We start from the raw sequence: 24,737 nt of genomic DNA on the forward strand, positions 1-24,737 counted from the left end.
GCGCAAAATGACTCCAGAATCCGTCATGATGATGGGCACCGAGGCGATGAAAGTCGCCCTCGCCCTGGCTGCGCCGCTGTTACTCGTCGCGCTGATTACCGGCCTCATTATCAGCATTTTGCAGGCCGCGACCCAGATTAATGAAATGACGCTGTCGTTTATCCCTAAAATCGTCGCCGTATTTATTGCAATTATCGTTGCCGGCCCGTGGATGCTCAACCTGCTGCTGGATTATGTACGCGCTCTGTTCAGCAATTTACCTTATATCATCGGATAAACAGAGGGATGATACAGGTCACAAGCGAGCAATGGCTATACTGGCTGAATCTCTATTTCTGGCCCTTGTTGCGCGTACTGGCGCTGATTTCAACCGCGCCGATTCTTAGCGAGCGCGCTATTCCCAAGCGGGTAAAGCTGGGACTGGGCATGATGATTACCCTCGTTATCGCGCCGTCGCTACCGGCAAACGATACGCCGCTTTTTTCTATTGCCGCTTTATGGCTGGCGATGCAACAAATTCTGATCGGCATTGCGCTGGGATTTACTATGCAGTTCGCCTTTGCGGCGGTGCGTACCGCGGGTGAATTTATCGGTTTGCAAATGGGGCTTTCCTTTGCCACTTTCGTCGACCCAGGCAGCCATCTTAATATGCCGGTCCTGGCGCGTATTATGGATATGCTCGCCATGCTGCTGTTTCTCACCTTTAATGGCCATTTGTGGCTTATTTCGCTGCTGGTCGATACCTTCCACACCCTTCCCATTGGTAGCAACCCGGTTAACAGTAATGCATTTATGGCGCTTGCCAGGGCCGGAGGGCTTATTTTCTTAAACGGACTGATGCTGGCATTGCCGATCATAACCCTCCTGCTTACGCTCAATCTGGCGCTTGGGCTACTAAACCGCATGGCGCCGCAGCTTTCAATATTTGTTATCGGTTTCCCGCTTACGCTCACTGTCGGCATTATGTTGATGGCCGCGCTAATGCCATTAATTGCACCGTTTTGCGAACATTTATTTAGCGAAATTTTCAATTTACTTGCTGATATTGTTAGCGAGATGCCCGTAAATAATAACCCATAGTCTTTATCCTGTTTTACTAAGGTTTATCCGAAAGTAAATTTAAAGAAAACATCCACCAGGATATATCCGCTGCCCCTTATTTGTTTTTACTTTACTCACATAACGCAACATTCACATTACTTTAAGATGATTCCTGGCAAATTATATGCAACTTTACGGGATAGTAAGTTCGCCTGAAAAACGGCGTAAGCGTGTCTAAGGTGACTATTTGTGTTTCCGTCTGATTATGGTGAGTTATTCAGGTAAGGGGAATTATCGTTACGCATTGAGTGAGGGTATGCCATGTCAACGATTATTATGGATTTATGCAGTTACACCCGGCTAGGGTTGAGCGGGTATTTGGTCAGCAGAGGGGTGAAAAAAAGGGAAATCAACGACATCGAAACCGTTGACGAACTCGCTGTCGCTTGTAGCGCACATCAACCTTCGGTGGTGTTTATTAATGAGGACTGTTTTATTCATACACCTTCAGACAGTCAACAAATAAAGCAAATCATTAATCAATATCCCGACACGTTATTTATTGTTTTTATGGCTATTGCTAACGTACACTTTGATGAATATTTATTAGTAAGAAAAAACTTATTGATTAGCTCAAAATCAATTAAACCTGACTCCCTGGATACTGTTCTTGGCGATATTCTTAAAAAAGAGTCTGGTGTGTCAGGAACGATAAATTTACCAACATTATCTTTAAGTCGAACTGAATCCAGCATGTTGCGAATGTGGATGGAAGGTCAGGGAACAATTCAGATTTCTGACAGAATGAATATTAAAGCAAAAACAGTATCCTCTCATAAGGGGAATATTAAACGAAAGATAAAAACGCATAATAAACAAGTGATTTATCACGTAGTGCGGCTGACTGATAACGTCACTAACGGCATTTTTGTTAATATGCGCTGAGACATCCGGACTGGCAATACACCTCCAGTCCGGCCCAATTAGTCCTGCTCCGCCTTCTCGACGAAAATGCCGTCCTGATGACCTGACTCGTTGAAGAACCAGATGCCGAGCGGGTAATCTTCCAACGAAACCAGGTACATTATGCCTTCACTAAACTCTTCCACTGCCAGAACCACGCCAGGCCGACGGGGACCGCCGTCCGTTTTAACTGTTACCCGATCATTCACCTTCATCCTTTTCCTCCTGTCGCTTTGTGCCAGTGTAGAACAATTTTCCGCGTCTGGCAGCGCCTTGTAGGCGTGTTTGCTGGTTTTCTCAACGGTCTATACTTAGGCTGTCAGGAACCAGCGAGGTAGTGAAGATGAAAACGGCAAAAGAGTACAGTGATACGGCAAAGCGCGAAGTGAGTGTCGATGTTGATGCGCTACTGGCGGCAATCAATGAAATCAGCGAAAGCGAGGTTCAGCGTAGCCAGGAGGATCCTGAGCGAGTGAGCGTAGACGGACGGGAATATCACACATGGCATGAATTAGCCGAAGCATTCGAACTGGATATTCATGATTTTAGTGTAGCGGAAGTAAACCGTTAAAAATGGCCGAAAAAAATCCCGGCCCTACGGGTCGGGATCAAACTTGCTTATGCAAGAAGCACTTGAAAATTCGTTACACCAGGAAATCTGATGTGAGATTTACCTTATCTGCAATTTTTTTGCATGACAAGTAAATATTTTTAAAACGAATGGTTAATATCGTTAATGGTTTGGTGCCAAAGTTGTGACAACGCATGTGTTGTCTGGAAGCGACGGGATCGGTTCCGGTTAGTGTTCTACTTCTTTCGGGTGTGCTTTAGGATTTTTCCTAGAAATAAGCCCGCCGTTGCAACGGAAATGAGGAAAAAATGCTCTCAATCCATGACCCCTTGCTGATTTTTACCGATCTGGACGGCACGTTGTTGAACAGCCACACCTTTGAGTGGCAGCCCGCGGCCGCCTGGCTTACGCGCCTGCATGAAAGCGGCGTACCAGTGATCCTCTGTAGCAGTAAAACCGCAGCTGAAATGCTCCAGATCCAGACGATGTTAAATCTACAGGGACTGCCGCTAATTGCGGAAAACGGCGCCGTGGTCCAATTGGACGTTCACTGGGAAAACCATCCCCATTATCCCCGTCTGATAGCGGGCATTTCTCACAGCGAAATCCGCCTCGTCCTGCATAAATTGCGAGAAAAAGAACAGTTTAAGTTCACCACTTTTGATGACGTTGACGATCAGGTGATAAGCGAATGGACGGGGCTAAACCGGGCTCAGTCTGCGCTAACCCGTCTGCATGAAGCTTCGGTATCACTGATCTGGCGCGATAGCGACGAACGCATGGCGCAGTTTGTCGCCCGCTTAAATGAACTGGGATTGCAATTTGTGCCTGGCGCCCGTTTCTGGCACGTTCTGGACGCCTCCGCCGGTAAAGATCAGGCCGCCAACTGGCTAATTGAAGCGTATCGTCAGCAGTGGCACACACGTCCCCTGACGTTCGGACTGGGAGACGGTCCCAACGATGCGCCCTTACTGGATGTGATGGATTATGCCGTTGTCGTTAAAGGGCTTAACCGGGAGGGCGTACATCTGCGTAATAACGATCCACAGCGCGTCTACCGCAGCCAGAACGAGGGGCCGGATGGCTGGCGCGAAGGCATGGACTATTTCTTTTCCCATTCCTGAGTCGCGCCGCTGTCGCAAATACGGTTACGTCCGGACTGTTTCGCGTAATAAAGCCGTTTGTCGGCCAGCGACTGCAACTGCTCAAAGTCATAGTCACCGTATTCCTCCGCGCTGCTGATCCCCATTGATGCGCTGATACGAAGCGTCGTGCTTTTCGTCACCAGAATTTCTTTATCATTAATGCGCTGGCGTATGCGTTCGGCAATTTGCAGCGCTTGCGCTTTCGTCGCATCGGGCAGGACGATACAAAACTCTTCGCCCCCTACCCGTCCGGCAATATCGTGCGATCGAATGGTGCTGCCAATGAGTCCCGCGGCATGGGAGAGCACGCGATCGCCGGCCTGATGACCAAAGCGATCATTTACGCTTTTAAAATAATCTAAATCCAGTTGTATCACAGAAAAAGGCTTCCGGAATTCCCGGTAGCGCTGTGCCAGCCGAGACGCTTTTTCAAACAGTGCGCCACGGTTATAGAGACGCGTCAGCGGATCGTGCCATGCCTGCCATTGTAGCGAACTTTGCAGAACAAACATGTTTCTGACCATATGTCGAATAACGCCCCAGGATATCAGCAGCATTGCAGTAAAGAGACCCCATAACAGCGTCAGCGCGATACTAATACTGCCGAAATTCCCCTGTATACCTTCGCGAAATGTATGTACGCGCAGCAATACGCCATCAAAATGGTCCAGCCGTTCCCAGCTCACATAACGCGTTCCTAACCGCAGTCCGCCCTCGGTATCTTTTTCTATTTCATGCGCCAGTAAGGTGCGCTCACGGTCATTCAACATATTGGCGGTTTGTTGTTCTGGCGTGGAATCTGCCAACAAACGGAGACGGTTATCATATAGCTGATACTCCCCTTCAATATCCTTTTCGGCCACATCGCGCAGGAACCGCTGTAATGATGCGACGGGAATTTCCATTGCCAGTACGCCATACCAGTAATTATCATGATCCAGCGGCAAACTGGCCGTCACTTTTTGTTGCTCATCAGAAAAATAGGGCCGTGTGGAGGTAAACCACCGTACGCCACGCTGTGGGTTACGCCGTTGGCTTTGCTCGGTAAACCAGGGCTGAGTCACGTACTGATAGTAACGGGATACGATATCGCTGCCGTATGCCGTCGGAAGGGTTGAGAGATAAAACCCTGAGCGAGAAACATACATAGCTTCCAGCGTCAGCATAGCGGATGAACGCGCCAGACGCGCCAGGTACCCCAGCTCCAGCGTAGCGGTTAATTCATTTGCCAGGTCGCTATTATCCCGCGAAAGAAGCGTCGTCCGGGCGACAAATTGATCGGAAACGCCATATAGCGGCAATGTCCGCCGCTTATCCAGCTCCAGTTGCCAGAAACGCCTGGCGCGTCGTTGCTCAAACTGCATTACAGCACTTTGCAATGCAGAAAAAGTCAGCGGCACCACCAGCGCTTCATGCATGCCGTTACGTAAAAAGATCAACCTATCCATATTAAATTGCAGTTGTCGGTCAAGGGCATTAGCGACGCTTCCCAGATGATTGCGCTGGCTGGCAACATACGCGTCTTTCAGTATTATCGCTTCCCGCCAGGTAAGTAGCGTCGAGAAAAGCATAACGATCAAAAAGCAGGTATTGACGACATGACCGGGACCAAAACGCCGCGCCAGCTTTTTAAACCAGCCTTGATTTTCTAATAGTGTTTCGTGCGGCACCCTGGTAACTCCTGGTTATTTATACAATGCCCCCTGATGGCTTACGGTCGTCAGACATCATTAAGGGATACCGCTTAATTCTGGCATAACCTGATAGCAGCATGTCGCAGTATGGTGACTCTCTTTCTCCACAGCAAAACGCCCGGTGTTAACCGGGCGTTTTGTCATCGGGCTTCGTCCCGCACGCGCCTTTCCTTGCCTGGCACGAGCTCATTCTCATGGAATGCCTCCCGCTTTACGCCAAAACCGTCATACCAGCGACATTCTACCATTCCACTGGAATAACCGGTGACGATCATCCGGGGTCCACCCTCTTTCACAGTAACTTCCTCACTGACAGAAAAGACCATACCTGCCTCCTGTATCAGATGAAACGTTTTCACCTTAGACGAGGATAAACAATTTTGCATAATTCATTGTAGAAAATCAGTGCGAAACACCGCGAATTTTCGCCACGCTTTTCACCAGTGCTACCACAATGGCACCGATAATAAAACCGAGCACGAGATTCAGCAGGCCTGGAAGCGTATGCGCCATGAAAGTACCCTGCTGCTGCGCAAAATGTTCGATGGCATGGTGTAGCGGCGCAATACCGTGTACGACAATCCCGCCGCCGACTAAAAACATCGCCAGCGTACCGACAATGGATAACGCTTTCATTAACCAGGGCGCGATAATCAGTAATCCTTTACCGACACTCTGCGCCAGCACGCTGCGCTTTTCTGCCAGCCAGTAACCCATATCATCCAGTTTTACGATAATACCGACCAGGCCATACACGCCAATGGTCACGACCAACGCAATCCCTGCCAGCACCAGCACCTGATTAAGCAGCGGCGCCTGCGCGACTATCCCCAACGTAATTGCCACAATCTCAGCAGAAAGAATAAAATCGGTACGTACCGCCCCTTTCACTTTATCTTTTTCAAAGGCCAAAGGATCTTGCGCCGCCAGAGTCTCAAGACGTTTTTGCCGCTCCGCCGGGTCTTCTTTGTGTTTTCGCGCTTCAAAAGTATGAAGGACTTTTTCTACCCCTTCAAAGCAGAGAAACGCGCCGCCTAACATTAACAAAGGCGTAATGGCCCACGGGATAAATGCGCTTATCAGCAGCGCCAGCGGCACCAGAATAACCTTGTTGATTAATGACCCTTTCGCCACGCTCCATACGACTGGCAGCTCGCGGTTGGCGCGAACACCGGTCACCTGCTGCGCATTGAGCGATAGATCGTCCCCCAGTACGCCTGCGGTTTTTTTCGCGGCCAGTTTGCCCATTACCGAAATATCGTCCAGCAGCGTGGCAATATCGTCGAGCAATGTCAGTAAGCTACTTCCTGCCAAAATGATTCCCTCTGTCTTTTCTTCTGAAACGTTAAGTATGTAGCAAAACGCGCAATGCTGAAACCGACGGCGCGGGTCAATGCCTTTTTATTCAAAAAGGACAATGATAATGCTCGCCAGCGTAATAGTTTTGACGTTTACTGTATCCACCCTTGTTATTTCACTGTGAGAGTTTATGCGTTTCCGGCAGTTATTACCTCTTTTTGGCGCGCTTTTTGCCTTGTACATCATTTGGGGGTCTACCTATTTTGTTATCCGAATAGGCGTTGAAAGTTGGCCACCGCTAATGATGGCAGGCATACGTTTTCTCTCGGCGGGTATTGTGCTCATGGCGTTTTTGCTGCTACGCGGCGAAAAACTTCCGCCGTTGCGCCAGACCGTCAATGCCGTGCTTATTGGTCTATTGCTATTGGCGGTAGGTAACGGTCTGGTCACGGTGGCCGAGCATCAAAACGTGCCATCGGGCATTGCTGCAGTCGTGGTCGCCACCGTCCCACTGTTTACGCTGTGTTTTAGCTACTTTTTTGGTATTAAAACGCGCAAATTAGAATGGGCAGGTATTGCCATTGGCCTTGCCGGAATTATTCTACTGAACAGCGGCGGCAACTTGAGCGGCAATCCGTGGGGCGCGATGTTGATCCTGATAGGTTCGATGAGCTGGGCGTTTGGTTCCGTTTACGGTTCGCGCATCGCTCTCCCCACAGGCATGATGGCAGGCGCGATTGAAATGCTGGCGGCGGGTGTAATATTACTTTGCGCGGCGTTTCTTTCCGGCGAAAAAATCACCACACTGCCTGGCTTATCGGGTTTTATGGCCGTCGGCTACCTGGCGCTGTTTGGTTCAATCATCGCCATTAATGCCTATATGTATCTGATTCGCAATGTCAGCCCGGCGCTGGCAACCAGCTATGCCTATGTAAATCCGGTGGTCGCCGTGTTACTTGGCACAGGATTAGGCGGCGAGAAGCTATCACCCGTTGAATGGGCAGCCCTGGGCGTGATTGTGTTTGCCGTGGTAATGGTGACGCTGGGTAAGTACCTGTTTCCAGCCGGAGCGGTGGTCACGCCGTGTAAAACGGAAGGTTCACGACAGTAGATGAATACCCTGGGTGTCGATCTGCGCGCTGGCGCCGCCGCCGCAGATCCACTCTTCCAGGCGCTCCGCCAGCGCCGCGTCACTCAATTTCGCTCGTCCGCGCAAGGCGCACTCCCACACAATCAGTACCCGCCAGCCAAGCGCCTGTAAACGCTGAATATCGCGCTCGTCGCGCTCAACATTCTTACCGATTTTTTCCAGCCAGAAAGCCGTACGCGTGGCCGGTACGTTGAACAGATAACAGTGATGATGGTGCCAAAAGCAGCCGTGAGTAAAAATCACACAATCATAGTCATTCACCACAAAATCCGGCTTGCCCGGTAATGTTGCGTCCTGAGTATGAAACGTAATTCCCTGCGAAGTTAACAGGCTGGCAAGGCGTTTTTCAATGGCCGTATCGCGGGTCGCTATCGCGCGCATATTTTTACTGCGCGTGGCTTTATCGTGAACGTCCGCCATCTACCGCCTCTCTCTGACGCAACGCTACCGCCTGGTGAATTTTAGTCTCCAGTAGCTTTGCTACCGCGGCAAATACCGGCACCACCACGGAATTGCCAAACTGGCGATAGGCCTGAGTATCCGAGACGGGTATCCTGAACTGGTACGTTTGCGGCGTCTCAAATCCCATTAAACGCGCGCACTCTCTCGGCGTGAGTCGGCGCGGACGATGCTGTTGATTGCCAGCATCGTCGAAATTCACCTCGCCTTTCGCCATGTCCCAGCCACGATCGATCAGAATTTCAGCGCCATCTTTGTAGTAGCGAGCAGATAACGTGCGCGCCACACTTTCTGGATTGTCAGGATAAACCATACCATAGCCAAAACCATTTCCTCGCGCCTGGTGCTTTTTCGCGTAGCAATATAAATATTTCCACAGCACCGGCGTCAGGATATATTTGGCTTCGACGACGGGCTCCAACAGTTCCGCCAGCGCCGGACGGCGCGGAGGATAACAGCGGGCGATATTGCGCAACGTAAAATCGGTTTTCAGGTTCAAATCACGGCGGAACCCCACCAACACAATGCGTTCCCGATGCTGGGGAAGAAAATGCTGCCCGTCGATAATCTTCGGATCGTCCGGACCATTGTCAGCGGCATCCGCCACGTCATATCCCAGCTCATCGAGCGTTTGCATAATAATGCGGAAGGTGTTGCCCTGGTCGTGACTTTTAAGATTTTTCACGTTTTCCAGCACAAACAGTGCGGGGCGACGGGCGTCGATAATTCTCACTACATCAAAAAATAACGTCCCCTGCGTTTCGCAGGCAAAGCCGTGGGCGCGACCCAGCGCATTTTTCTTGGAGACGCCCGCCAGAGAAAATGGCTGACAGGGAAAGCCCGCCAGCAGGACGTCATGTTGCGGAATATACTGACGAATATGTTCCGCCGCCTCATCATCGCCGACCCCTTCCCGGTGGCTCAACGTGATATCGCGGATATCTTCATTGAAGCGATGTTCTAGCGGATCGCAAAAATAGTTCGCTTTATATGTACGTACCGCGTGCTTATTCCATTCGCTGGTAAACACGCACTGCCCACCTATCGCTTCAAATCCGCGGCGAATACCACCGATGCCAGCAAATAAATCGATAAAACGAAAGGCATAATGAGGGTGGTGCGCTGGCGGCGTCGGCAACAGCGTTTTTAGACTAGCGAATTCATTGTCGCTCAAACGATGCCACGCTGTGTTCATCATTACACGCTTTAAGATGGCCGGGCTCCAGTGATGTTCGCCCAAGCCGTTAAGGTGCGCCACCAGCGTTTTAACATCGTAGATTTCCAGCAATTGACTCAACATCGCCTGGACCTCACTTCCTGCGCCGTCGGCGATGAAGTTCCGGGCGTGTGTTACTGAAAGATTTTCCTGCATACATTTAACCGGCCAAAAATAATTGGTGACAGACTAACATAAAATGACGCGGTTTACGTTTCAACGACAGGGGTTACTGATGCGCTGCAAAAGTGTGAATGACTGCCTGATCCCGTGTTTCGTAATCGCCTTTCAGTTAAGCGCTCAGTTTCGCCATGTACGACACCAGAAAATTCGCATTACCCTGCGCCAGGTATCTACCCCGTTCAGTCTGCATTGTCAGCGGCAGTTTCATCAGTTTGGTTTGAAAATAGTCAAGCGTGAATTGCTTATCGTTAAGAGGTCGTCTGTCGGCAAAGGGATCGTCGGCATCAAACAACGCGACGCCCAGCGCGCCGGAAACCGCGAAGACCCGCGCTAACCCAATGGCGCCCAAAGCTTCCAGCCTGTCTGCATCCTGCACGATTTTTGCCTCTGGCGTGGTGGGCACAATGTTTGCGCTGAAACTATGCGCTTCGATAGCATGACAAATGCCCGCCAGTTTTTCTGCGGGAAAGTCAGGAAAATCCCGCAGAAAAATACGTCGGGTTTCTGCCGCAGCTAACATGGAAGAGCGATGCCGCTGCGGATGATTTTTCGCCCGGCTGACAATGTCATGGAAATAACATGCCGATAGAACCACCAGCCAGTCAACGGGCTGCTTTCACCAAGCGTTTGCGCAGTTGTTCAGACACGACGGAAATGGTAGATGTCATGGGCGGCATCCTGCTGGTGGTGGTGACGTAGCCAGTCTTCAAACTGTAATTGCCAGTATCCTGAATCCATACGCCCTCTCTTTATAGCAGACCATTTTTTTACATGCCTGAGCATAGGATCCGCTATGCTGGCATATCCGTCGCCACTTTTACATCCCTGCTTGATTGCGCATTTCTGGCTTCGTGTCGGAGGGGAAAGTTAGGCCTTTGCGAGGCCGGGTGTACCAGGCAATACTCCCCAGAATAAGCCAGACGACGCCCAGAGATAGCGCGTTAAGCCACTTTTCCGTTACGCTGACTGGCGCGCCATTTGGGCCGAGAACAGGCTCGACTTGTATGACGGATATCAGCCAGACGTAACGCGCCATCACCCAGATGAAGTAGACGCAAAAGGTATAAAAAACCCATAACGCTAATTTACCGCCCATGCTACGGGTGGCTTTCTCCTCCCTGGTACTCAAACTTTACTCCGTTTTTGTGATGTAAGTCGAATGACATTAATTACATTATAATGTGATATTTATCACATTTCGACAATGAAAAACCTTCTGCACCTGCTCTTGTTATTCATTACACAAATAATTTTCTCTCAGATAATGTTGCCCCGGGCGCTGAACCAATTGTTAAATAACATAATATTGAGTGAGCAGTAACCTGATAAATAATTAATATATAACCATAACAACTTATTTTTACCCACATCGATACCGTTTTATTTTATTGACATTAAATGTCACAATGATCCAGTTATTAGCCTTCTATCATTTATTTTACTATTACTCACATTGCCGGCATTTATGCCGGTTTTTTTTATTATTTTTCATAATCGGAACATACAATACATATAAAAAACAAATTATATTCACAATAAGAATACTCAAAGCAAAACACATAACTTTTTGTTAAAAATGATAATTATGGAATATGCATTCTTTACACCCCATGCACCTGCATTATAAAAAACCAAATAGCAATAAATTAAAATATTTTATATATACTTATTGCATTTTGCTTTTTAAATGTATTAAAATTAGTAGGGAAGTATAAAATTGTAATAAGTGGATGGCCTGCGTTACTTTTCTGACGATACAGGCAGCGATGGCGACCACTCCTACGTTCGTTTTGGCCTTAAAAGGCAAAACGCAGATCAACGATATGCTGACCGGCTATGGTCAGTGAGAATACAACGTTCAGGCGAACACCACTGAAGGTGAAGGCGCAAACTCCTGTGCTCGTCTGGGCTTTGCCGGTCTGAAATTCGTCGATTACGGCTCTTTCGATTACGGTCGTAACTATGGCGTCATCTACGACGTTGAAGGCTCGACCGATATGCTGCCGGAGTTCGGCGGCGACACTTATACCCAGACCGATGTCTAGATGCTGGGCAGAACCAACGGCGTCGCTACCTACCGCAACACCGACTTCTTCAGTCTGGTGGACTGTTTGAACTTCGCGTTGCAGTACCAAGGTAATAATGAAAATGGCAGTGCTGGTGAAGGTACGGGTAACGGCGGTAGTCGCAAACTGGCGCGTGAAAATGGCGACGGTTTCGGGATATCGACCACGTATGACTTAGGGTTAAGTCTGGGCGCAGCCTACTCCTCCTCTGACCGTACAGACAACCAGGTTGCTCGTGGTTATGGCGACGACTTGAATAAGCGCAATAACTATGCGGGTGGCGAAACCGCTGAAGCCTGGACCGTAGGCGCGAAATACGGCGCCTATAACGTTTACCTGGCGGCCATGTATTCTGAAACCCGCAACATGACCTACTATGGTAACAGCGATGGCGAAGATGTCGGCGGCCTCGATAACAAAACCCAGAACGTTGAAGTTGTCGCACAGTATCAGTTCGATTTCGGCCTGCGTTCGTCACCTGTCTGCGGTCTAAGGGTAAAGATTTAGGCGGTCAGGAAGTCCATTAGGTCCATGAAGCTCATAAGCGGCACCCCATCTGCGCAGGGCCGTCCGCCCGACACCAAAGTGTACGGCGACCTCATCAAAACCAATTTTACCGGAAAGATAATGTTGTACGGCAGCAAGCCGTAGCTCAAGTGAAAATTTAGGACTACTCATAAAAACCTGCGCCTTAGTTAGTTTGATGTCCAACTTTTAGGCTACAGTCCATAAGTGCGGGCTTGTTATTATAATGGTGAGAATTAAATAACGGATAACGACGTAAAGATAGGCTGACACCTCTTCATCTGATAGAGAGGACGACCTCACTCCTTTTATAGGCTGTCTGAAAGAGAAATAACTTTTATCAGAGAAAGGAGAAGAAGAATGCCACCATGGATGATAGATGTAGGCTTCCATGTTTTTTTCTTAACATAATCATCCGGGCATAAAAAAGCTCCTGTAAGGAGCTAATGTGATTTATTTTCTAAAATCTGGCGGAATCTGTCCTGAGCACATATACAGAGCAACATTATCAAAGGTGATCATGGTTGACTTACAAAAAATACATTTCGCGCCAAACGGATTTTGCTCAGTAACATCGAATGTCGATGTTCTGTATTGCGAACCATGGCAACATGGACATCTGAAGTGAATTTTATTAGTGATATTAGTTGCCTTAAAGTGCCACAACGTCGACTGCTGATGGACCTTTTGGCCCCTGCTCTACTGAAAACTCAACTTCCTGATTTTCATTAAGCGTGCGGAAATCATTACTTTGGATTGCAGAAAAATGTACAAACACATCTTTACTGCCATCTTTAGGTGTAATGAAACCAAAGCCCTTTTCAGGATTAAACCATTTTACTAAACCAGTAATTTTCGTCGTCATAATATTGTTACCTTTTTAATTAGCTCTTGGGCAGAATGGCCTGAAAAAAATTATCAGAGAGAAAAAAACCTAAAGAAGTTCTCAAGAGTGACAAATGATGAGAAATATTACAATCACTGCTTCAGATAAGTTTGTATCAAACCGCACAACCATTAACGCACGGTTAACTAAATATAGCAAGCTTTAGTTTTGTTTAAAAAATATTAATTGCTTTTTAGTATTATCACGCTGATTGTCTTACGTTTTTTATCTATACCCGCTGTTGCTGATGCAACCTGGCGTAAATAATCTTCATATAATATCTATTGATAGTCAGTTACGTCTCACAACGCCTACATACCCGGACAATAAATATGCCACTCTCCTGATGCCGTAAACCGGATACATGCGCACCATTGCGAAGTGGAAAGTTTTTCAACGGCGACACCTCCTGTTTTTAGGAACTCAGAAGATGATGATGGTAAGAAAGAGCTCCAGTGCATATACCACACTATACCAAGCGTGACATACCAAATGATCTTACCCCTTCCCTTTCAATGAAATTCATAATACAAAAAACACCTTATATCCTTTTTGTTATTACCTCCTAAATTAAAGAACGTAACGTTAGCTCACAACTCCGACAGGTAATAAAAATGCCAATAATTCAACCAAAACCAGAAGACATTGCAAGATATTTGTGTGCGGCCGGAGCCGGTACGAAAGCGGCAATAAAAGAGGCTACAACACCGCAAGGCCTGTGCCAATGGATTATGAATTTTTTTACCTTTGGCGGAGTAAGGAGAAGCCATGAAATGCACTATCAGGAGGTAATGAAAAAACTGACATCGGCGTTATTACATATAAACAAAAATGATTTTACTAGTGGAGCAAAAATATTTCTTGAGGATATCAATGGATGCACTACATGTTTCTCACGTGGAGCCCCATCCGACTCTGGTATAGACTCCAAAGTCATTGAAGTAACCAAAAATGGGAAGACTGTAACAGGTCAGGTTTATAGCAAGGAATTTTGGAATATATGCCGAATGCTTGTACTGATGCAGGCACATAATATACCTCTGAAGGTGGAGAATGCACTTTTAACCCCGGATGGATTTATGAACCTGTGTGGAGTAGACCTGTCGTATAAAGATCTACAGGGTGAAGATTTGTCAGAAATGGATGCTTCTGGTGCAAATTTCACTGGGGCAAAGCTTTGTGGAGCAAAATTGGATAGTGTATTTTTATGTAATGCAACTTTCTGTGGCGCAAACCTATCCAGTGCAACTATAAGTTTCGCAAACATGACCGACGCAAACCTGAATGACACAGACCTGACTCGCGCACGGGTGAAACAGACAACCCTGACGGGCGCAACTATGATTGGCGCAAACCTGACTAACGCAGTGCTAGAGTATACCACCCTTCATGGTGCTAACATGTCCCGTGCAACCTTAACCAATACAAATTTAACTGGCATCAATATAAAAGATGCAAGAGATACTGCTCCCTCTGCCTCTGCTGCTTTTGTTGATGATGATGAGAATCCTTTTACAATTTTCAGAAAACAACTGGAAGCTACTAACTCGAGAGGCGTTCAAGATTCTCCTGATATCCAGTATTCTCCTCCAACCTACCAGTCGGGTTGGGTGTGATAGCCGATGACTTCAGAAGCACTCCATGATAATATAAACATATTATTCATTATTTCCTTGCAAAGGATTTTATAAGCGAAGAGTATTGAAACAGAAAAATACTTTTTCTTTTATTAAATAAATATCCAACACTTAAGGTTCATTATAAATAACATTTTCAGCGTATTTTTACCTTATTGATATAAGCGAGCAGCAGAGTAAGATCTTTGACTGAAAATATCCCGGAGGGGTACCGACTCGACTGGCTGGATGATCCTACCCGCGTAATGTGGACACGGCGCTAAGCGAGGTTCTGGTTTTCAAATTGTTCCGGACTGAGACCGCCACAGGCACTGTGACGACGCCAGCGATTGTAATCGCACTCGATATAATTAAACACTGCTGTTCGCATTATTTCCCGGCTGGCAAAGTCCTCTCCGTGGATACATTCCACCTTCAGCGTGTGGAAGAAGCTTTCCGCACAGGCATTGTCGTAACAACAGCCTCTGGCACTCATACTGCCCCGCAGATTATGGCGTTTCAGTAAGCTCTGGTAATCCGCTGAACAGTACTGACCGCCTCTGTCTGTATGCACAATGACATTTTCCGGACGTTTACGCCGCCACAATGCCATCTGTAACGCATCGCAGGCAAGCTGTGCTGTCATCCGCGAGGACATCGACCAGCCAGTGACTGACCGCGACCACAGGTCGATAACCACGGCCAGATAAAGCCAGCCTTCACCGGTGCGAAGATACGTGATGTCACCCTCCCACTTCTGATTCGGGCCGCTGGCGTAAAAGTCCTGCTTCAGCAGATTCTCTGAGACTGGCAGACCATGCTCACGGTAACTGACCGGGCTGAACCGGCGCGAGGCTTTTGCCCGCAGTACCTGCCGGCGCAGGCTGGCCGCTACGGTTTTTATGTTATACACCCGTCCCTGAGCACGAAGCTCATCCGTCAGGCGTGGCGCACCGTAGCGCTGTTTTGCGTCACTGAATGCCTCCCGGACGACGTTATCACAGACAAGGCGGAAGTGCTGACGCCGGTTTATCTGATGACGACGCTGATGCCAGATATACCAGCCGCTACGGGCAACCTGAAGTACACGGCACATGGCTTTGATACTGAACTCAGCCTGGTGTTTTTCGATGAAGACATACTTCATTTCAGGCGCTTCGCGAAGTATGTCGCGGCCTTCTGGAGAATGGTCAGTTCCTCATCCCGCTCTGCCAGTTGACGCTTCAGACGGGCGATCTCAGCGGACATCTCCTGTTCACGTTCAGAAGAAGAGAACTGATTTTGCTGTTTGCTTCGCCAGTTGTAGAGCTGTGATTCATACAGGCTAAGTTCGCGGGCGACTGCGGCCACACCAATGCGTTCAGCCAGTTTCAGGGCTTCCTGACGGAATTCAGGCGCGTGCTGCTTGCGGATCTTTTTGGTGGTTGATGCTGGTTTTGTCATGTGAGTCACCTCTGACTGAGAGTTTACTCACTTAGTCGCGTGTCCACTATTGGTGGGTAAGATCATTGTTGCTTATAACTTGATAGCAGCTTGTACTGTGTTGCTGTTTAGTTCGATAGATTGGTCTGCGCCTCGCTCTTAGCAGACTATTAAATTTGCCCATACATCTGTGCCACATACCGCCCACGCCCGTTACCATGCCCCAGATCCATCGCCACCATTGCCAGCGCCTCTTTCCGGCTAAACCCCTGCGCCAGATAGTGACGGATGGCATCCTACGCCTACGCATATCCGGGAATACACACATTTCCAGCCTGCGCTGGATGGTGTTCGCATAATGCGCAGACCAGCGTTTGTGCTCACCGTGCCAGTTTATGGCGATCTGGCGGAACGTATGCCCGTTCTTCTTTTTCTGTTGCGCAATTTTTTGTCAGCAGAAGGAGCAGCTCCTTCACGCACTCTGGCGCGTGCGGCGTCACGTAACTGGTGCGCCTTAAACAGGGAAACATCCGGTCAGGGACCAGAAAGCCTGCTTTTTCTCTTTACCAAGGATGCGGTACTTAATGTACCAGAGTATTAAGCCATTGGATTTGATCAGCAGGTATAGTCCTGAACTGTTTGTGAGCTTGAAGGATTTATCGGTGGGTTTAATCTTGCGGATAGCGGTATCGGTTGATGCCATAGGTGGGGGCTCCATTTTTTCAATGAACCGCGAGGCCCCCCGATTAACCTCCCAAAAGCTATGCATATCAAGAAACCCGATAGTCCTTCTCAGGATAACCGGGCTAAGATAATTTCTTATTTTTTAAACGTCTCCGGACTCGCTGGAATGTCCCGGGACTAAAATCTGGCTCCTCTGACTGGACTCGAACTTCATCTGTATCTCCTGTTATTAGTGGCATTGAAATGAAGGCGTGGTTTTTTACCATCATATTTACCAACATTTTTAATCTTGTGTCGTTAAAATGTCAATTATATTCAATTGGTTATGACAACTTACCTTGCTGAACTTCACTGAACGATCTTCATGTCTGGACTGATTGTTCCGCTGTTTTTACCTGCTCTATACAATAGATTACCGTAACCAAATCCGATATCTTTAGTCATAACATATCAAAGAGATAAGTAAAGCCAGAAGGATAGATACCTCATGACCAAAGCGGAGATCGCGAGCGCTGTAAATGAATGGTTCAACATTGAAAACTACAGCGTCCTGCAAAATTTGACAGTAGAACAACTTTTCCAAGAGATAGAGAACAGGATTGTCGTTTACCGCATGGAGCAAAACCGTGCGGAGCTGTCTCCTGAAAACCTTAGCAGGCATCAGAAATATTACGAAGAGTTGATTGAAGGTAAAGTCGTGTTTGGTGATGTTTTCGGAGGACCAGAAAAAAGACTGTCTTCCAGCTATGCCATCAAGCCTGTCACACACCAAGGGCTATGGGAGGTGGCGGGTTATGTTGCTGCTTTCGATAAATACGTTAACCCTGAAGGAAAACCCCTGCCTCATATGGAAGTCTCGCACTATCTGAAGGAAGCCGGGGTAAACAACGAGGGGCTGATGCTGGTTCAAATTAATCTGGCGGAAACGTCATCCGAAGAAATCATTAATCACCTGAAAGTCATGGTTCCAGAGTGGAAAGAACAGCTACAGGCTCCTGAGCCTCCAGTCAGAGATTTCCGTTTTGGGGTCAGCAACCTCAAAAAAATACTTGATTACAACATTATCCCTATCATGGATCTGCTGTTCTGGGCGCAGGATGAAGAGGTCAGGATTGGTATGCCACAACTGACCAGCTTTTTATACCCTGATGAGTTTAAAGACGGTATCCGTGATGTAGATAAGGTGAAATCAACAGATCATCCGCTGGCTGTCAAGTATCTGACAAAGCTTGCTCACTATCAGTCTTTTGTCGATTTTACCTATAAATACGACGACAGAAGACACTGGAATGTTCAGGATCTGATCAGAGAGGAGCTTGGTAAGGATGAGCAATCCGGTCAGGACTGACCTTCCAAAAGGCGGTGTGTTGCGCAATGCAAATATCGCCTATATTCACAAAGGCTGAGCATACCCTATTTTACCCCTTCCAAGAATATGCGTAAAAAACTTATCCCTGAATGTCCCTCTTAAATCACAAGGAAAATCCATACAATTATCTCATCGAACAACACAGGAGATAAATATGGTTCAAATCAAAACAGATAAACATCCAAAACTGATTCGGTTATCCGAAGTAATAAGAAGAACGGGATTTGGTAAAACGTGGATTTATACGCTTATCAAAACCGGACGTTTTCCTTCACAGGTAAAAACCGGTGTAAGAGCAGTCGCCTTTATTGAAAGTGAGATCGATGCATGGATTGATAACGCTATCGCTCGCTCACGGAATGTATCTAAATAATATAAATAAGAGGAAATAAAATGATAAATACAATGTTGCCCACAATGCAAATAAATGTCAGTAATGACGCCACAAGGTTTTTTATATTGAAAAGCGTAGAGGATTATGATGCCTATTTACAACGTATGCGAAAATACATGGGGGAAAGATTCCATCATAACCTTGAAGACGATAGTTATATGGAAGGTGTATTAAAGTCAATAATAGAAAACGGCAAGAAAGACTTTAAAGATTTTTTGAAAAGGAATAAATATAAAGGTTCGATTAAGGACGTTTATTTTGATGAGGTGCTTGTTCATCTAAGGCAGATTCATCAGGTAATGAGTTATCTCATCCTGCATGTCTAATCTGTATCTTTTGTCTGTTTGGTCTCGGAAGGGGCTAATAATCAACTTAATATAGGAATATACCAATGAAAAATGATATATCGGTAGTAGTAAGTATGTTATGTGAAAGAACACCTAAAACACTTAGCGTTATTCAGGAAAGTTTCAATGTTTTTGTTGCACTGAGTGGCTTTCCTGTTGAGGAAATCATGATGGATAAAAACTTATTAGATGCGTTGAATAGATATGTGAATAATGATTTAGTTGATGAAATGGGTTTGGAATATGGATCTGAACTCATCAATCTGGTTTATAACAAATAGTATTTTCCTTGTCCCCATACCGGGACTAAATAAAATGAACGCCAAATAATCATATAAAAGTGAGGGTTAATTATGTCTAAAAAAAGTGTTATTGAAAATAAATCTACAAAACTGTTTATTGATCTTGCATGCAGGTCATTTGATGCAAACTGGAAAGCCTTTCAGGAAGCGAATGGGGAGAGTAGTGAGCGGCTTGATGATTCTGTTTTCATAAGTCTATTTCTTATGTATGTCATTGACCATATTAAGAACAACTTTGTGAAGTTCACGACTCAGGAAGGGGATTGTGGAAATATTAATGAAGTTAACTTTGAGCAAGTTGCTGTTGTGTTGGTTTGGCATACTGAGAGGTTCAGAAAATAAGTTCTGAAGTTGCCCCGGAAGGGGCAAGCTCTACACATAGGAAATAAATATATCATTTCCGCTAATGAATTTATATAACGCTGATATTGCACCATATCATCTTTTAACATTAATCAAAAGGAAATAGAAATGAATACATTTAAGAATAAATCTACTGAAATTTTTTATGTTGTGTCCTTGCATATCTATGCGGAGCTTTTTAACTCAAAGGATAAAACGACCAGTAATATGATTATGACACATGTAATGGATCATGAGTTTATCTGTAAACTAATCGATCTGGCGATGAGAAATGCTGAGAAGCATCTTCTGAAAAAAGCATGGAAAAAGAACGCTGCTGAAAAACTGTCTGAAGTGGACTTTAAAGAGGTCAGGCAGGCATTAGCTAAAATGCATTACACTGTTCTGGCAGAATCAATATGCTGATGTGTGCTTACGGCTATTGGCCCCTTCATGGGGCTGATAACAAGGCTGATTTTGAAGCTAAAAATAATAGTGAATAAGTTCTAATAAAAATATTTTGCTGATGTTATACAGCGAAAAATATTCCAGCTAAGGAGCTAAAAATGATTGATGAATTTCATGTTATGTATATGTACAAGAAAATCCAAGCTGAAGCCGCAACTACCGACATCAAAACGCTGGAACAACTATTGAAGAAGTTCCGTCAAGTCGTTGCGGAGCGACGGGAAGAGTATTATCAGGATATTGGAGAGAAAAAAACGCAGAAATTAAAGACTAAAAGATTACAACAGTTTCTTGAGAAAATGGAACGTGATCGTGTTTCACCCTTTGAGTTATAAAATAAAACGACCATATTGGCAGATTTACCAATATGGTTGGTAATGTTTTTATTTTTTTAGATAGAAAATTTTCGGCGTTTTGTAGTTGATGCGTTAAAATCTGATGAGATAGAAGAAAGCTGTTCAAGGCTCTGTTCAATAGAACGCTGAAGCTCAAGAGCAGCTTCTGTACGTTGTTTGATGACAAGAGCGAAGGGTTCATCAGGTGTTTTTTCTAACAACGTTTTTCTGTAGAGTATGGATTCATGAACCTTCTCAAGGCTCTTGGATGCAAGGGCCGATGAATGACTGACAGGATTGAGTTCTTCAATAAATTTTTCGAGCAGGGATATTTTCTTCCTGTCCAGCCTGAGTAATTCAATATGTGCTGATTTAAATTTCTTGGCTTCAATTAAAAGTGAACCATTAGTTCTTAGTCTGCGATATTCTGCTTTATATTCAGTCATCGTTGGATATTTTTTTAAAGCTTTGATGGTGTTCAGATAGTGAATTAAATCATCATTGTCTAATTTTACTTTCCTCATATATACCTCGTAAATAAAATAGTGAATATATTTATATTACGAGATATAGTGTAAGTGTCAAATATAACCGGGAAATAAGAATGATAATATTCAGATGAAAACTATATTCTTTCTTCTTGATCAACATCTTCAGGATAATCATAAAAAATGTTATCTTCTGAAACAGAGTCCCAGTCAATATCTTCTTCGGGAGTAGAAAGTAAAGGTTTATCATCTTCTTTATCGATTGTTTTTTCTGCGCTGTTTGTAAGTACCGTATCTTTATAAACGGTGACGAATACGTCTTCTATACCTTCACTGGTCGTTCTCAGCGACTTCTTAACATATTCTTTCCTTGTGGCATTTAATGTTCTGTACTGGCCTTTCAGAAAGAGATTTGCGTTTATCATGGTATGCTTCCCTTCTTTGACCAGAATGCCTTTATTTATTAGCTTATTCCAGCATTTACACACGTTAGATTTGCTCATATTAAGCTCTTCTGCGAGTGCCGACTGAGATATACTGGCAATGAGGTTTCCATGCTGCATGAGTTTACATAAGCGGATCATTATTGTGTATTCTGCACCAGACATATTTTTTCCGAGCTTTTCCAGATTATCAAGAAAAGCATGAACATAGGCTATTCCCGGTTGAATATCAGAACTTCTCTCTTTTTTTACATTTACGGTTATTTTATCCTTTCTGTTTCTGTTATAAAAACTGTAAATCTCCAGTTTCTGTTTGTCTGTAAAATGATTTCTGTTTATATATTCTTCCACTTCTTCACTGCTGGAGGTCATTATTGTATTGTAATCAATGCTCATCGGTTATCCTTTTATTGTTATTATGTTTATTCTATATAATGCAGGATATACTTTTGTCAAAAATAAATGTGAAAAAAGGAAAAATAATACACTTTTGCGAAATAGCGTTCACTTCTTTCTGGGAATTTTAACTATAAAAAAGTTTCCACAGAAGAAACTTAAATTTCCGTACAGGAAACTTTTTCCGTGAAATCTCTTTTAAATGTAATAGGTTACGCCTCCTTAATACTATAATATGTTTAATAACCTTAACGGGGAGTGTGCCGGTTAAATGGCACCGTCTATTTTTCTGCTTTGTTTTTACTTGATGTTATGGACAGCAAGTGATTGTTTTATACAATCACGAAGCGCTGCTGATTTTTTAGTAAATATACAATTGTTTTTCCTCTACGTTATAGCGGCTACGCCGCAATTCTTTATGGATAAATCCATCATTAACAGGGATGAACCCTGTTTAAGCAATGTGATTGTTTTGGACAATCACGAAGTACTGCTGTGGATATTGTTTTTCTGTAAACTTAAGAATAAATGCTATATATCGAAAAAGGATCTGATCTTCGGTAAAAGGATCCTTTCCATATTGCAATTAAATAATGGAAACTGTGTTAGCCATTAAATCCCATTGGATATCAGCGCCAGGGCGTAGCCGTGCGGCAGCACATGGGCGTTAGCTCATAAGATAAATATCTTTTCAAAAAGAATGACAAACAAAAAGTAAACCTGTACTGAATTATAAGTTAAATTTGATTTTTCAATGGAAAGTGGTATTTAAATATATAACAAACACAATAAAGAGAGGTAAGCAATGGAAAGAATAAAAATAATAAGTATTTTTAAAATAAACGAAAAAGTACCCTTTATGACATGTATCGCAACCGATATGGAAGAAAGTGAAGACGGAATAAAGCTCATGCTGGAAAGTGATGAAAGCATCTGCATTAAAGATTACGGTTATTACGTCCTGTCAGAAGTTGACTGTGATTTGGACAGAGAACAAATGATAAACAGCTACAGAAGGTTGTTTTCTGAACTCAGTAGGATAGGTAAAGTGACAGTAAATTCATTAATGTCCTGAACTGAAATTAATAAAGAAAGAAGCCATCCTTAGGACGGCCATCTGTGCTGGTATTTAGTTGGATGTAATCTGATTAATAATCACACCTTTAATGCTTTTGTTTTTAAAAAAATACTGGAGGCAGTTCATTTGAGTAAAGTCGCCATAGTTTTTGGTGTTAGTGCAATACTGGACTGTATTGCCATTTGGTTTGTTCAGGAAGATTGACGAGATGTTTTCAAATGAAGCATCCAGCAAAGGAGTTCCCTTAATCGTAATGCTCAAATCACCCTTGTAAGGAGAGCAGTTTCCTTGTTGATCTGCCTTGGCAATTGCAATTGATGTTAGATCCCCTTGCCCCATCTCATTATCAGAGATAAACCAGTAGTTGACACCTTTAGAAGCAAGGCACAGCCATGATGCTTGGTTGCCTTGATTAACAGTCACGCCAGTAGTTTTTGCTATATCTATAAGGCTGCTAAATTCCATCGTATAGACATTATCTCCAATAATCACATTCGGCACTAAGCTTTTGCTAGTGTCGTAGTTAGGGATGGATGAATCGTCTTGGTAGTAGTTGGCACCAAAACCTTCCATTTGTGTAGCCATCGCAACGGAAGATGTTACGGAAAGAGCAAGGAGGAGATATTTCATTTCACCTTTAGCTCCCTGTCACCGCTAGCCCAAATGCTTTTTCTGACGCTGAGTGGGGCGATGATACAACCTTCTGATGAATCCAGTGGATGCTTTTTGCTTGCACCATGAATACGGAAGGCAGAACGTCCGCACATAGAGTTACTCAGACTGGGGGTAAGGTTGAGCGTGTATTTACCTGTATGGGCTGAGTTATGAGGGGATCCGATTGTATAAGTGCCTCTGGGAAGCGGACCTTTACCACTGACACATTCCTGAGAGCTATCATTCTTATAACCTGTTGCACCTGCATAATCGGCTGTGTATTTTTCACCATTACGAGTGAAGGTGTGTGTTGCTACATCGTATTTCCACGCCATTATGCAGCCCGTCCTTTCCATGAATCAGAGTGGATAATATTACCGTCCAGATAGTGCCATGTGATTTTCTCGTAGGCCAAATCTACATATTCAAGATGGTCGTGCCTTTCCCATTGAGGATTTTTAATGTCCATCATAAAAGGCTCAATTTCCGTTACCTTCACGTTTTCCAACGTAGTCCTGAAATATTCCTCTTCTTGGCCGTTGTAGTTGATCCGATAGAATTTGAACACGGCCTTTTTAAGGGTCTGACCAGAAGAGAGCGCTTTGTATAGATAGGCGGATGAGTTATCAACGCTTTTCATAAATGCATATGAACTATGTAAGCGTTTTGCTGTAGCCTTGCCCGTTAGGGGATCGGTAGGCTGTTCTACGGAGTGCATCAGCTCACTTACCTCAATACTTCCCTCCCTGCCGTTCACATCAACACTGCCCTTTATAGGCGCACCGCCATCATCTTCAAGCCATAAGTAAACCGGAATAGCCATTCAACAAACTCCCTTTTAGCATTAAACATTAAAGGGGAAAATTATGTTCCTCATTGCTCTTATCAAAGAAATGTTATTCAACTTTTCTTTGATAGAGATCAATTACATACCGTCAGCAATTGATAATGCCATGTAAAGAAGCAAGAAATCATCCAGTGAATCGTCGCACACCATCACCATCAATCAATTGGTATAAAAGATCAATATATTTGTATTGATCGATTTTAACGATTGAAAGTGGTTGATTGATCGTAACGTTCCGGTGAACTCACATTTTCAAATTTTTTCAGCCCTGTAGCATCGTGGTCATGTCTATCCCCTGAGGCAATAACATGACCACTCACCACACCACCACGCAAAAAGCTCAGCATGTCCGGG

General features: G+C 45.0%; 31 protein-coding genes and 4 pseudogenes. 16 read left to right on the forward strand and 19 right to left on the reverse strand.

The features are described from left to right. Positions 1–7: 7 nt before the first annotated feature. From fliQ to rcsA, 3 genes are all read left to right on the forward strand, one after another. The gene (fliQ, locus tag F4V61_RS04415; RefSeq protein ID WP_058345049.1) at positions 8–277 is read left to right on the forward strand and encodes a flagellar biosynthesis protein FliQ; all 270 of its coding nucleotides are present in this window, start codon (positions 8–10) and stop codon (positions 275–277) included. Positions 278–285: 8 nt separating this feature from the next. Continuing rightward, entirely contained in the window at positions 286–1,080 is a 795-nt protein-coding gene (gene fliR / locus F4V61_RS04420) for a flagellar biosynthetic protein FliR (protein WP_058345050.1), read from the forward strand. Positions 1,081–1,362: 282 nt separating this feature from the next. Beyond that, on the forward strand, positions 1,363–1,986 hold the full coding sequence (gene rcsA / locus F4V61_RS04425; protein WP_080161213.1) for a transcriptional regulator RcsA: 624 nt from the start codon (positions 1,363–1,365) through the stop codon (positions 1,984–1,986). A 38-nt stretch (positions 1,987–2,024) separates the two neighbouring features. Here the strand turns inward: rcsA and dsrB are convergent, their stop codons facing one another. Further along, complete coding sequence (dsrB, locus tag F4V61_RS04430) at positions 2,025–2,219, reverse strand: protein DsrB (RefSeq protein ID WP_000867214.1); 195 nt, start codon at positions 2,217–2,219, stop codon at positions 2,025–2,027. Positions 2,220–2,347: 128 nt separating this feature from the next. On the opposite strand from dsrB, the gene yodD reads away from it, so the two are divergent. Both yodD and F4V61_RS04440 read left to right on the forward strand, forming a co-directional pair. Further along, the gene (gene yodD, locus F4V61_RS04435; RefSeq protein ID WP_000844801.1) at positions 2,348–2,575 is read left to right on the forward strand and encodes a YodD family peroxide/acid resistance protein; all 228 of its coding nucleotides are present in this window, start codon (positions 2,348–2,350) and stop codon (positions 2,573–2,575) included. A 308-nt stretch (positions 2,576–2,883) separates the two neighbouring features. Further along, positions 2,884–3,699: a mannosyl-3-phosphoglycerate phosphatase-related protein gene (locus F4V61_RS04440; protein WP_000948780.1), complete on the forward strand. Its 816-nt coding sequence runs from the start codon at positions 2,884–2,886 to the stop codon at positions 3,697–3,699. Here F4V61_RS04440 and dgcQ read toward each other — a convergent pair. The 3 genes from dgcQ to F4V61_RS04455 all read right to left on the reverse strand — a co-directional run bounded on the left by dgcQ (position 3,678) and on the right by F4V61_RS04455 (position 6,734). After that, positions 3,678–5,390 carry a cellulose biosynthesis regulator diguanylate cyclase DgcQ gene (gene dgcQ, locus F4V61_RS04445; protein ID WP_058819313.1) on the reverse strand — a complete coding sequence of 571 codons (1,713 nt, stop codon included), beginning with the start codon at positions 5,388–5,390 and terminating at the stop codon, positions 3,678–3,680. The two genes, F4V61_RS04440 and dgcQ, sit on opposite strands and share 22 nt — an antisense overlap. Positions 5,391–5,554: 164 nt before the next feature. After that, the gene (locus F4V61_RS04450; protein WP_000232161.1) at positions 5,555–5,740 is read right to left on the reverse strand and encodes a YodC family protein; all 186 of its coding nucleotides are present in this window, start codon (positions 5,738–5,740) and stop codon (positions 5,555–5,557) included. A gap of 76 nt (positions 5,741–5,816) precedes the next feature. Next, the gene (locus tag F4V61_RS04455; protein WP_103143130.1) at positions 5,817–6,734 is read right to left on the reverse strand and encodes a DUF808 domain-containing protein; all 918 of its coding nucleotides are present in this window, start codon (positions 6,732–6,734) and stop codon (positions 5,817–5,819) included. A gap of 169 nt (positions 6,735–6,903) precedes the next feature. On the opposite strand from F4V61_RS04455, the gene yedA reads away from it, so the two are divergent. Next, the gene (yedA, locus tag F4V61_RS04460; RefSeq protein WP_079781879.1) at positions 6,904–7,824 is read left to right on the forward strand and encodes a drug/metabolite exporter YedA; all 921 of its coding nucleotides are present in this window, start codon (positions 6,904–6,906) and stop codon (positions 7,822–7,824) included. Here the strand turns inward: yedA and F4V61_RS04465 are convergent. From F4V61_RS04465 to drpB, 4 genes and pseudogenes are all read right to left on the reverse strand, one after another. Next, positions 7,813–8,283, reverse strand: a complete 471-nt coding sequence (locus tag F4V61_RS04465) for a very short patch repair endonuclease (RefSeq protein WP_000786010.1) — start codon at positions 8,281–8,283, stop codon at positions 7,813–7,815. The two genes, yedA and F4V61_RS04465, sit on opposite strands and share 12 nt — an antisense overlap. Continuing rightward, positions 8,264–9,694, reverse strand: a complete 1,431-nt coding sequence (locus F4V61_RS04470; RefSeq protein WP_079828203.1) for a DNA cytosine methyltransferase — start codon at positions 9,692–9,694, stop codon at positions 8,264–8,266. Before F4V61_RS04470 ends, F4V61_RS04465 begins: the two co-directional genes overlap by 20 nt. A 73-nt stretch (positions 9,695–9,767) precedes the next feature. After that, positions 9,768–10,459 (reverse strand): annotated as a pseudogene (locus tag F4V61_RS04475) (phosphohydrolase). A 79-nt stretch (positions 10,460–10,538) separates the two neighbouring features. Then, a complete protein-coding gene (gene drpB, locus F4V61_RS04480) occupies positions 10,539–10,850 on the reverse strand; it encodes a cell division protein DrpB (RefSeq protein ID WP_072159169.1) in 312 nt (103 codons plus the stop codon). A 597-nt stretch (positions 10,851–11,447) separates the two neighbouring features. Here drpB and F4V61_RS04485 point away from each other — a divergent pair. Then, positions 11,448–12,308, forward strand: a pseudogene (locus F4V61_RS04485) (porin); the annotation flags it as partial. Here F4V61_RS04485 and F4V61_RS22760 read toward each other — a convergent pair. From F4V61_RS22760 to cspE, 3 genes are all read right to left on the reverse strand, one after another. Beyond that, positions 12,277–12,465: a helix-turn-helix domain-containing protein gene (locus F4V61_RS22760; protein ID WP_079828200.1), complete on the reverse strand. Its 189-nt coding sequence runs from the start codon at positions 12,463–12,465 to the stop codon at positions 12,277–12,279. The pseudogene F4V61_RS04485 and the gene F4V61_RS22760 sit on opposite strands and share 32 nt — an antisense overlap. 300 nt (positions 12,466–12,765) lie before the next feature. Beyond that, positions 12,766–12,954 (reverse strand): cold-shock protein, encoded by a 189-nt coding sequence (locus F4V61_RS04495; RefSeq protein ID WP_072159185.1) that lies wholly within the window; start codon positions 12,952–12,954, stop codon positions 12,766–12,768. Between the two features lie 10 nt (positions 12,955–12,964). Then, on the reverse strand, positions 12,965–13,177 hold the full coding sequence (cspE, locus tag F4V61_RS04500) for a transcription antiterminator/RNA stability regulator CspE (protein WP_000208505.1): 213 nt from the start codon (positions 13,175–13,177) through the stop codon (positions 12,965–12,967). Between the two features lie 635 nt (positions 13,178–13,812). On the opposite strand from cspE, the gene pipB reads away from it, so the two are divergent. Beyond that, on the forward strand, positions 13,813–14,814 hold the full coding sequence (pipB, locus tag F4V61_RS04505) for an SPI-2 type III secretion system effector PipB (protein ID WP_080161214.1): 1,002 nt from the start codon (positions 13,813–13,815) through the stop codon (positions 14,812–14,814). A 280-nt stretch (positions 14,815–15,094) separates the two neighbouring features. On the opposite strand, the gene F4V61_RS04510 is transcribed toward pipB, so the two are convergent. The 3 genes and pseudogenes from F4V61_RS04510 to F4V61_RS04520 all read right to left on the reverse strand — a co-directional run. Next, positions 15,095–16,257 (reverse strand): IS3 family transposase gene (locus tag F4V61_RS04510; protein ID WP_134940772.1). Its coding sequence is split into 2 segments (ribosomal slippage): positions 15,095–15,993 and positions 15,993–16,257, totalling 1,164 coding nucleotides; the frame shifts between segments, so codons are not numbered across the junction. Between the two features lie 149 nt (positions 16,258–16,406). Then, positions 16,407–16,532, reverse strand: a pseudogene (locus F4V61_RS22290) (integrase domain-containing protein); the annotation flags it as partial. Next, a pseudogene (locus tag F4V61_RS04520) lies at positions 16,520–16,939 on the reverse strand (Arm DNA-binding domain-containing protein); the annotation flags it as partial. The pseudogenes F4V61_RS04520 and F4V61_RS22290, both read right to left, overlap by 13 nt. Positions 16,940–17,407: 468 nt before the next feature. Here F4V61_RS04520 and F4V61_RS04525 point away from each other — a divergent pair. The 7 genes from F4V61_RS04525 to F4V61_RS04555 all read left to right on the forward strand — a co-directional run bounded on the left by F4V61_RS04525 (position 17,408) and on the right by F4V61_RS04555 (position 20,477). Then, positions 17,408–18,268 carry a DUF6387 family protein gene (locus F4V61_RS04525; RefSeq protein ID WP_000158651.1) on the forward strand — a complete coding sequence of 287 codons (861 nt, stop codon included), beginning with the start codon at positions 17,408–17,410 and terminating at the stop codon, positions 18,266–18,268. 175 nt (positions 18,269–18,443) lie between these two features. Beyond that, entirely contained in the window at positions 18,444–18,662 is a 219-nt protein-coding gene (locus F4V61_RS04530; protein WP_000249903.1) for a helix-turn-helix transcriptional regulator, read from the forward strand. Between the two features lie 20 nt (positions 18,663–18,682). Further along, positions 18,683–19,009 (forward strand): hypothetical protein, encoded by a 327-nt coding sequence (locus F4V61_RS04535; protein WP_000611140.1) that lies wholly within the window; start codon positions 18,683–18,685, stop codon positions 19,007–19,009. Between the two features lie 65 nt (positions 19,010–19,074). Then, a complete protein-coding gene (locus F4V61_RS04540) occupies positions 19,075–19,311 on the forward strand; it encodes a hypothetical protein (RefSeq protein ID WP_079904240.1) in 237 nt (78 codons plus the stop codon). Positions 19,312–19,383: 72 nt separating this feature from the next. Further along, positions 19,384–19,674, forward strand: a complete 291-nt coding sequence (locus tag F4V61_RS04545; protein WP_079833405.1) for a hypothetical protein — start codon at positions 19,384–19,386, stop codon at positions 19,672–19,674. A 129-nt stretch (positions 19,675–19,803) separates the two neighbouring features. After that, the gene (locus F4V61_RS04550; protein WP_001091326.1) at positions 19,804–20,100 is read left to right on the forward strand and encodes a hypothetical protein; all 297 of its coding nucleotides are present in this window, start codon (positions 19,804–19,806) and stop codon (positions 20,098–20,100) included. Between the two features lie 140 nt (positions 20,101–20,240). Then, the gene (locus tag F4V61_RS04555; protein ID WP_058819317.1) at positions 20,241–20,477 is read left to right on the forward strand and encodes a hypothetical protein; all 237 of its coding nucleotides are present in this window, start codon (positions 20,241–20,243) and stop codon (positions 20,475–20,477) included. A 56-nt stretch (positions 20,478–20,533) separates the two neighbouring features. Here F4V61_RS04555 and F4V61_RS04560 read toward each other — a convergent pair whose 3' ends face one another. Both F4V61_RS04560 and F4V61_RS04565 read right to left on the reverse strand, forming a co-directional pair. After that, on the reverse strand, positions 20,534–21,001 hold the full coding sequence (locus F4V61_RS04560; RefSeq protein ID WP_080161215.1) for a DUF4756 family protein: 468 nt from the start codon (positions 20,999–21,001) through the stop codon (positions 20,534–20,536). 101 nt (positions 21,002–21,102) lie between these two features. Next, a complete protein-coding gene (locus F4V61_RS04565; RefSeq protein WP_000020962.1) occupies positions 21,103–21,804 on the reverse strand; it encodes a hypothetical protein in 702 nt (233 codons plus the stop codon). 805 nt (positions 21,805–22,609) lie between these two features. Here F4V61_RS04565 and F4V61_RS04575 point away from each other — a divergent pair. Further along, the gene (locus F4V61_RS04575; RefSeq protein ID WP_000439683.1) at positions 22,610–22,879 is read left to right on the forward strand and encodes a hypothetical protein; all 270 of its coding nucleotides are present in this window, start codon (positions 22,610–22,612) and stop codon (positions 22,877–22,879) included. A 54-nt stretch (positions 22,880–22,933) separates the two neighbouring features. On the opposite strand, the gene F4V61_RS04580 is transcribed toward F4V61_RS04575, so the two are convergent. From F4V61_RS04580 to tssD, 3 genes are read right to left on the reverse strand one after another with little or no spacing between them, the layout of a single operon-like run. Then, positions 22,934–23,512, reverse strand: coding sequence for a hypothetical protein (locus tag F4V61_RS04580; RefSeq protein ID WP_000876325.1), 579 nt, complete (start codon positions 23,510–23,512; stop codon positions 22,934–22,936). Then, a complete protein-coding gene (locus F4V61_RS04585) occupies positions 23,509–23,871 on the reverse strand; it encodes a tlde1 domain-containing protein (RefSeq protein WP_024131834.1) in 363 nt (120 codons plus the stop codon). The genes F4V61_RS04580 and F4V61_RS04585 overlap by 4 nt, the downstream gene beginning before the upstream one ends. Further along, entirely contained in the window at positions 23,871–24,359 is a 489-nt protein-coding gene (tssD, locus tag F4V61_RS04590; RefSeq protein ID WP_001007311.1) for a type VI secretion system tube protein TssD, read from the reverse strand. Before tssD ends, F4V61_RS04585 begins: the two co-directional genes overlap by 1 nt. Between the last annotated feature and the right edge of the window lie 378 nt (positions 24,360–24,737).

Origin of the sequence: Salmonella enterica subsp. arizonae (assembly GCF_008692845.1) — a bacterium.
Lineage (GTDB): Bacteria > Pseudomonadota > Gammaproteobacteria > Enterobacterales > Enterobacteriaceae > Salmonella > Salmonella arizonae.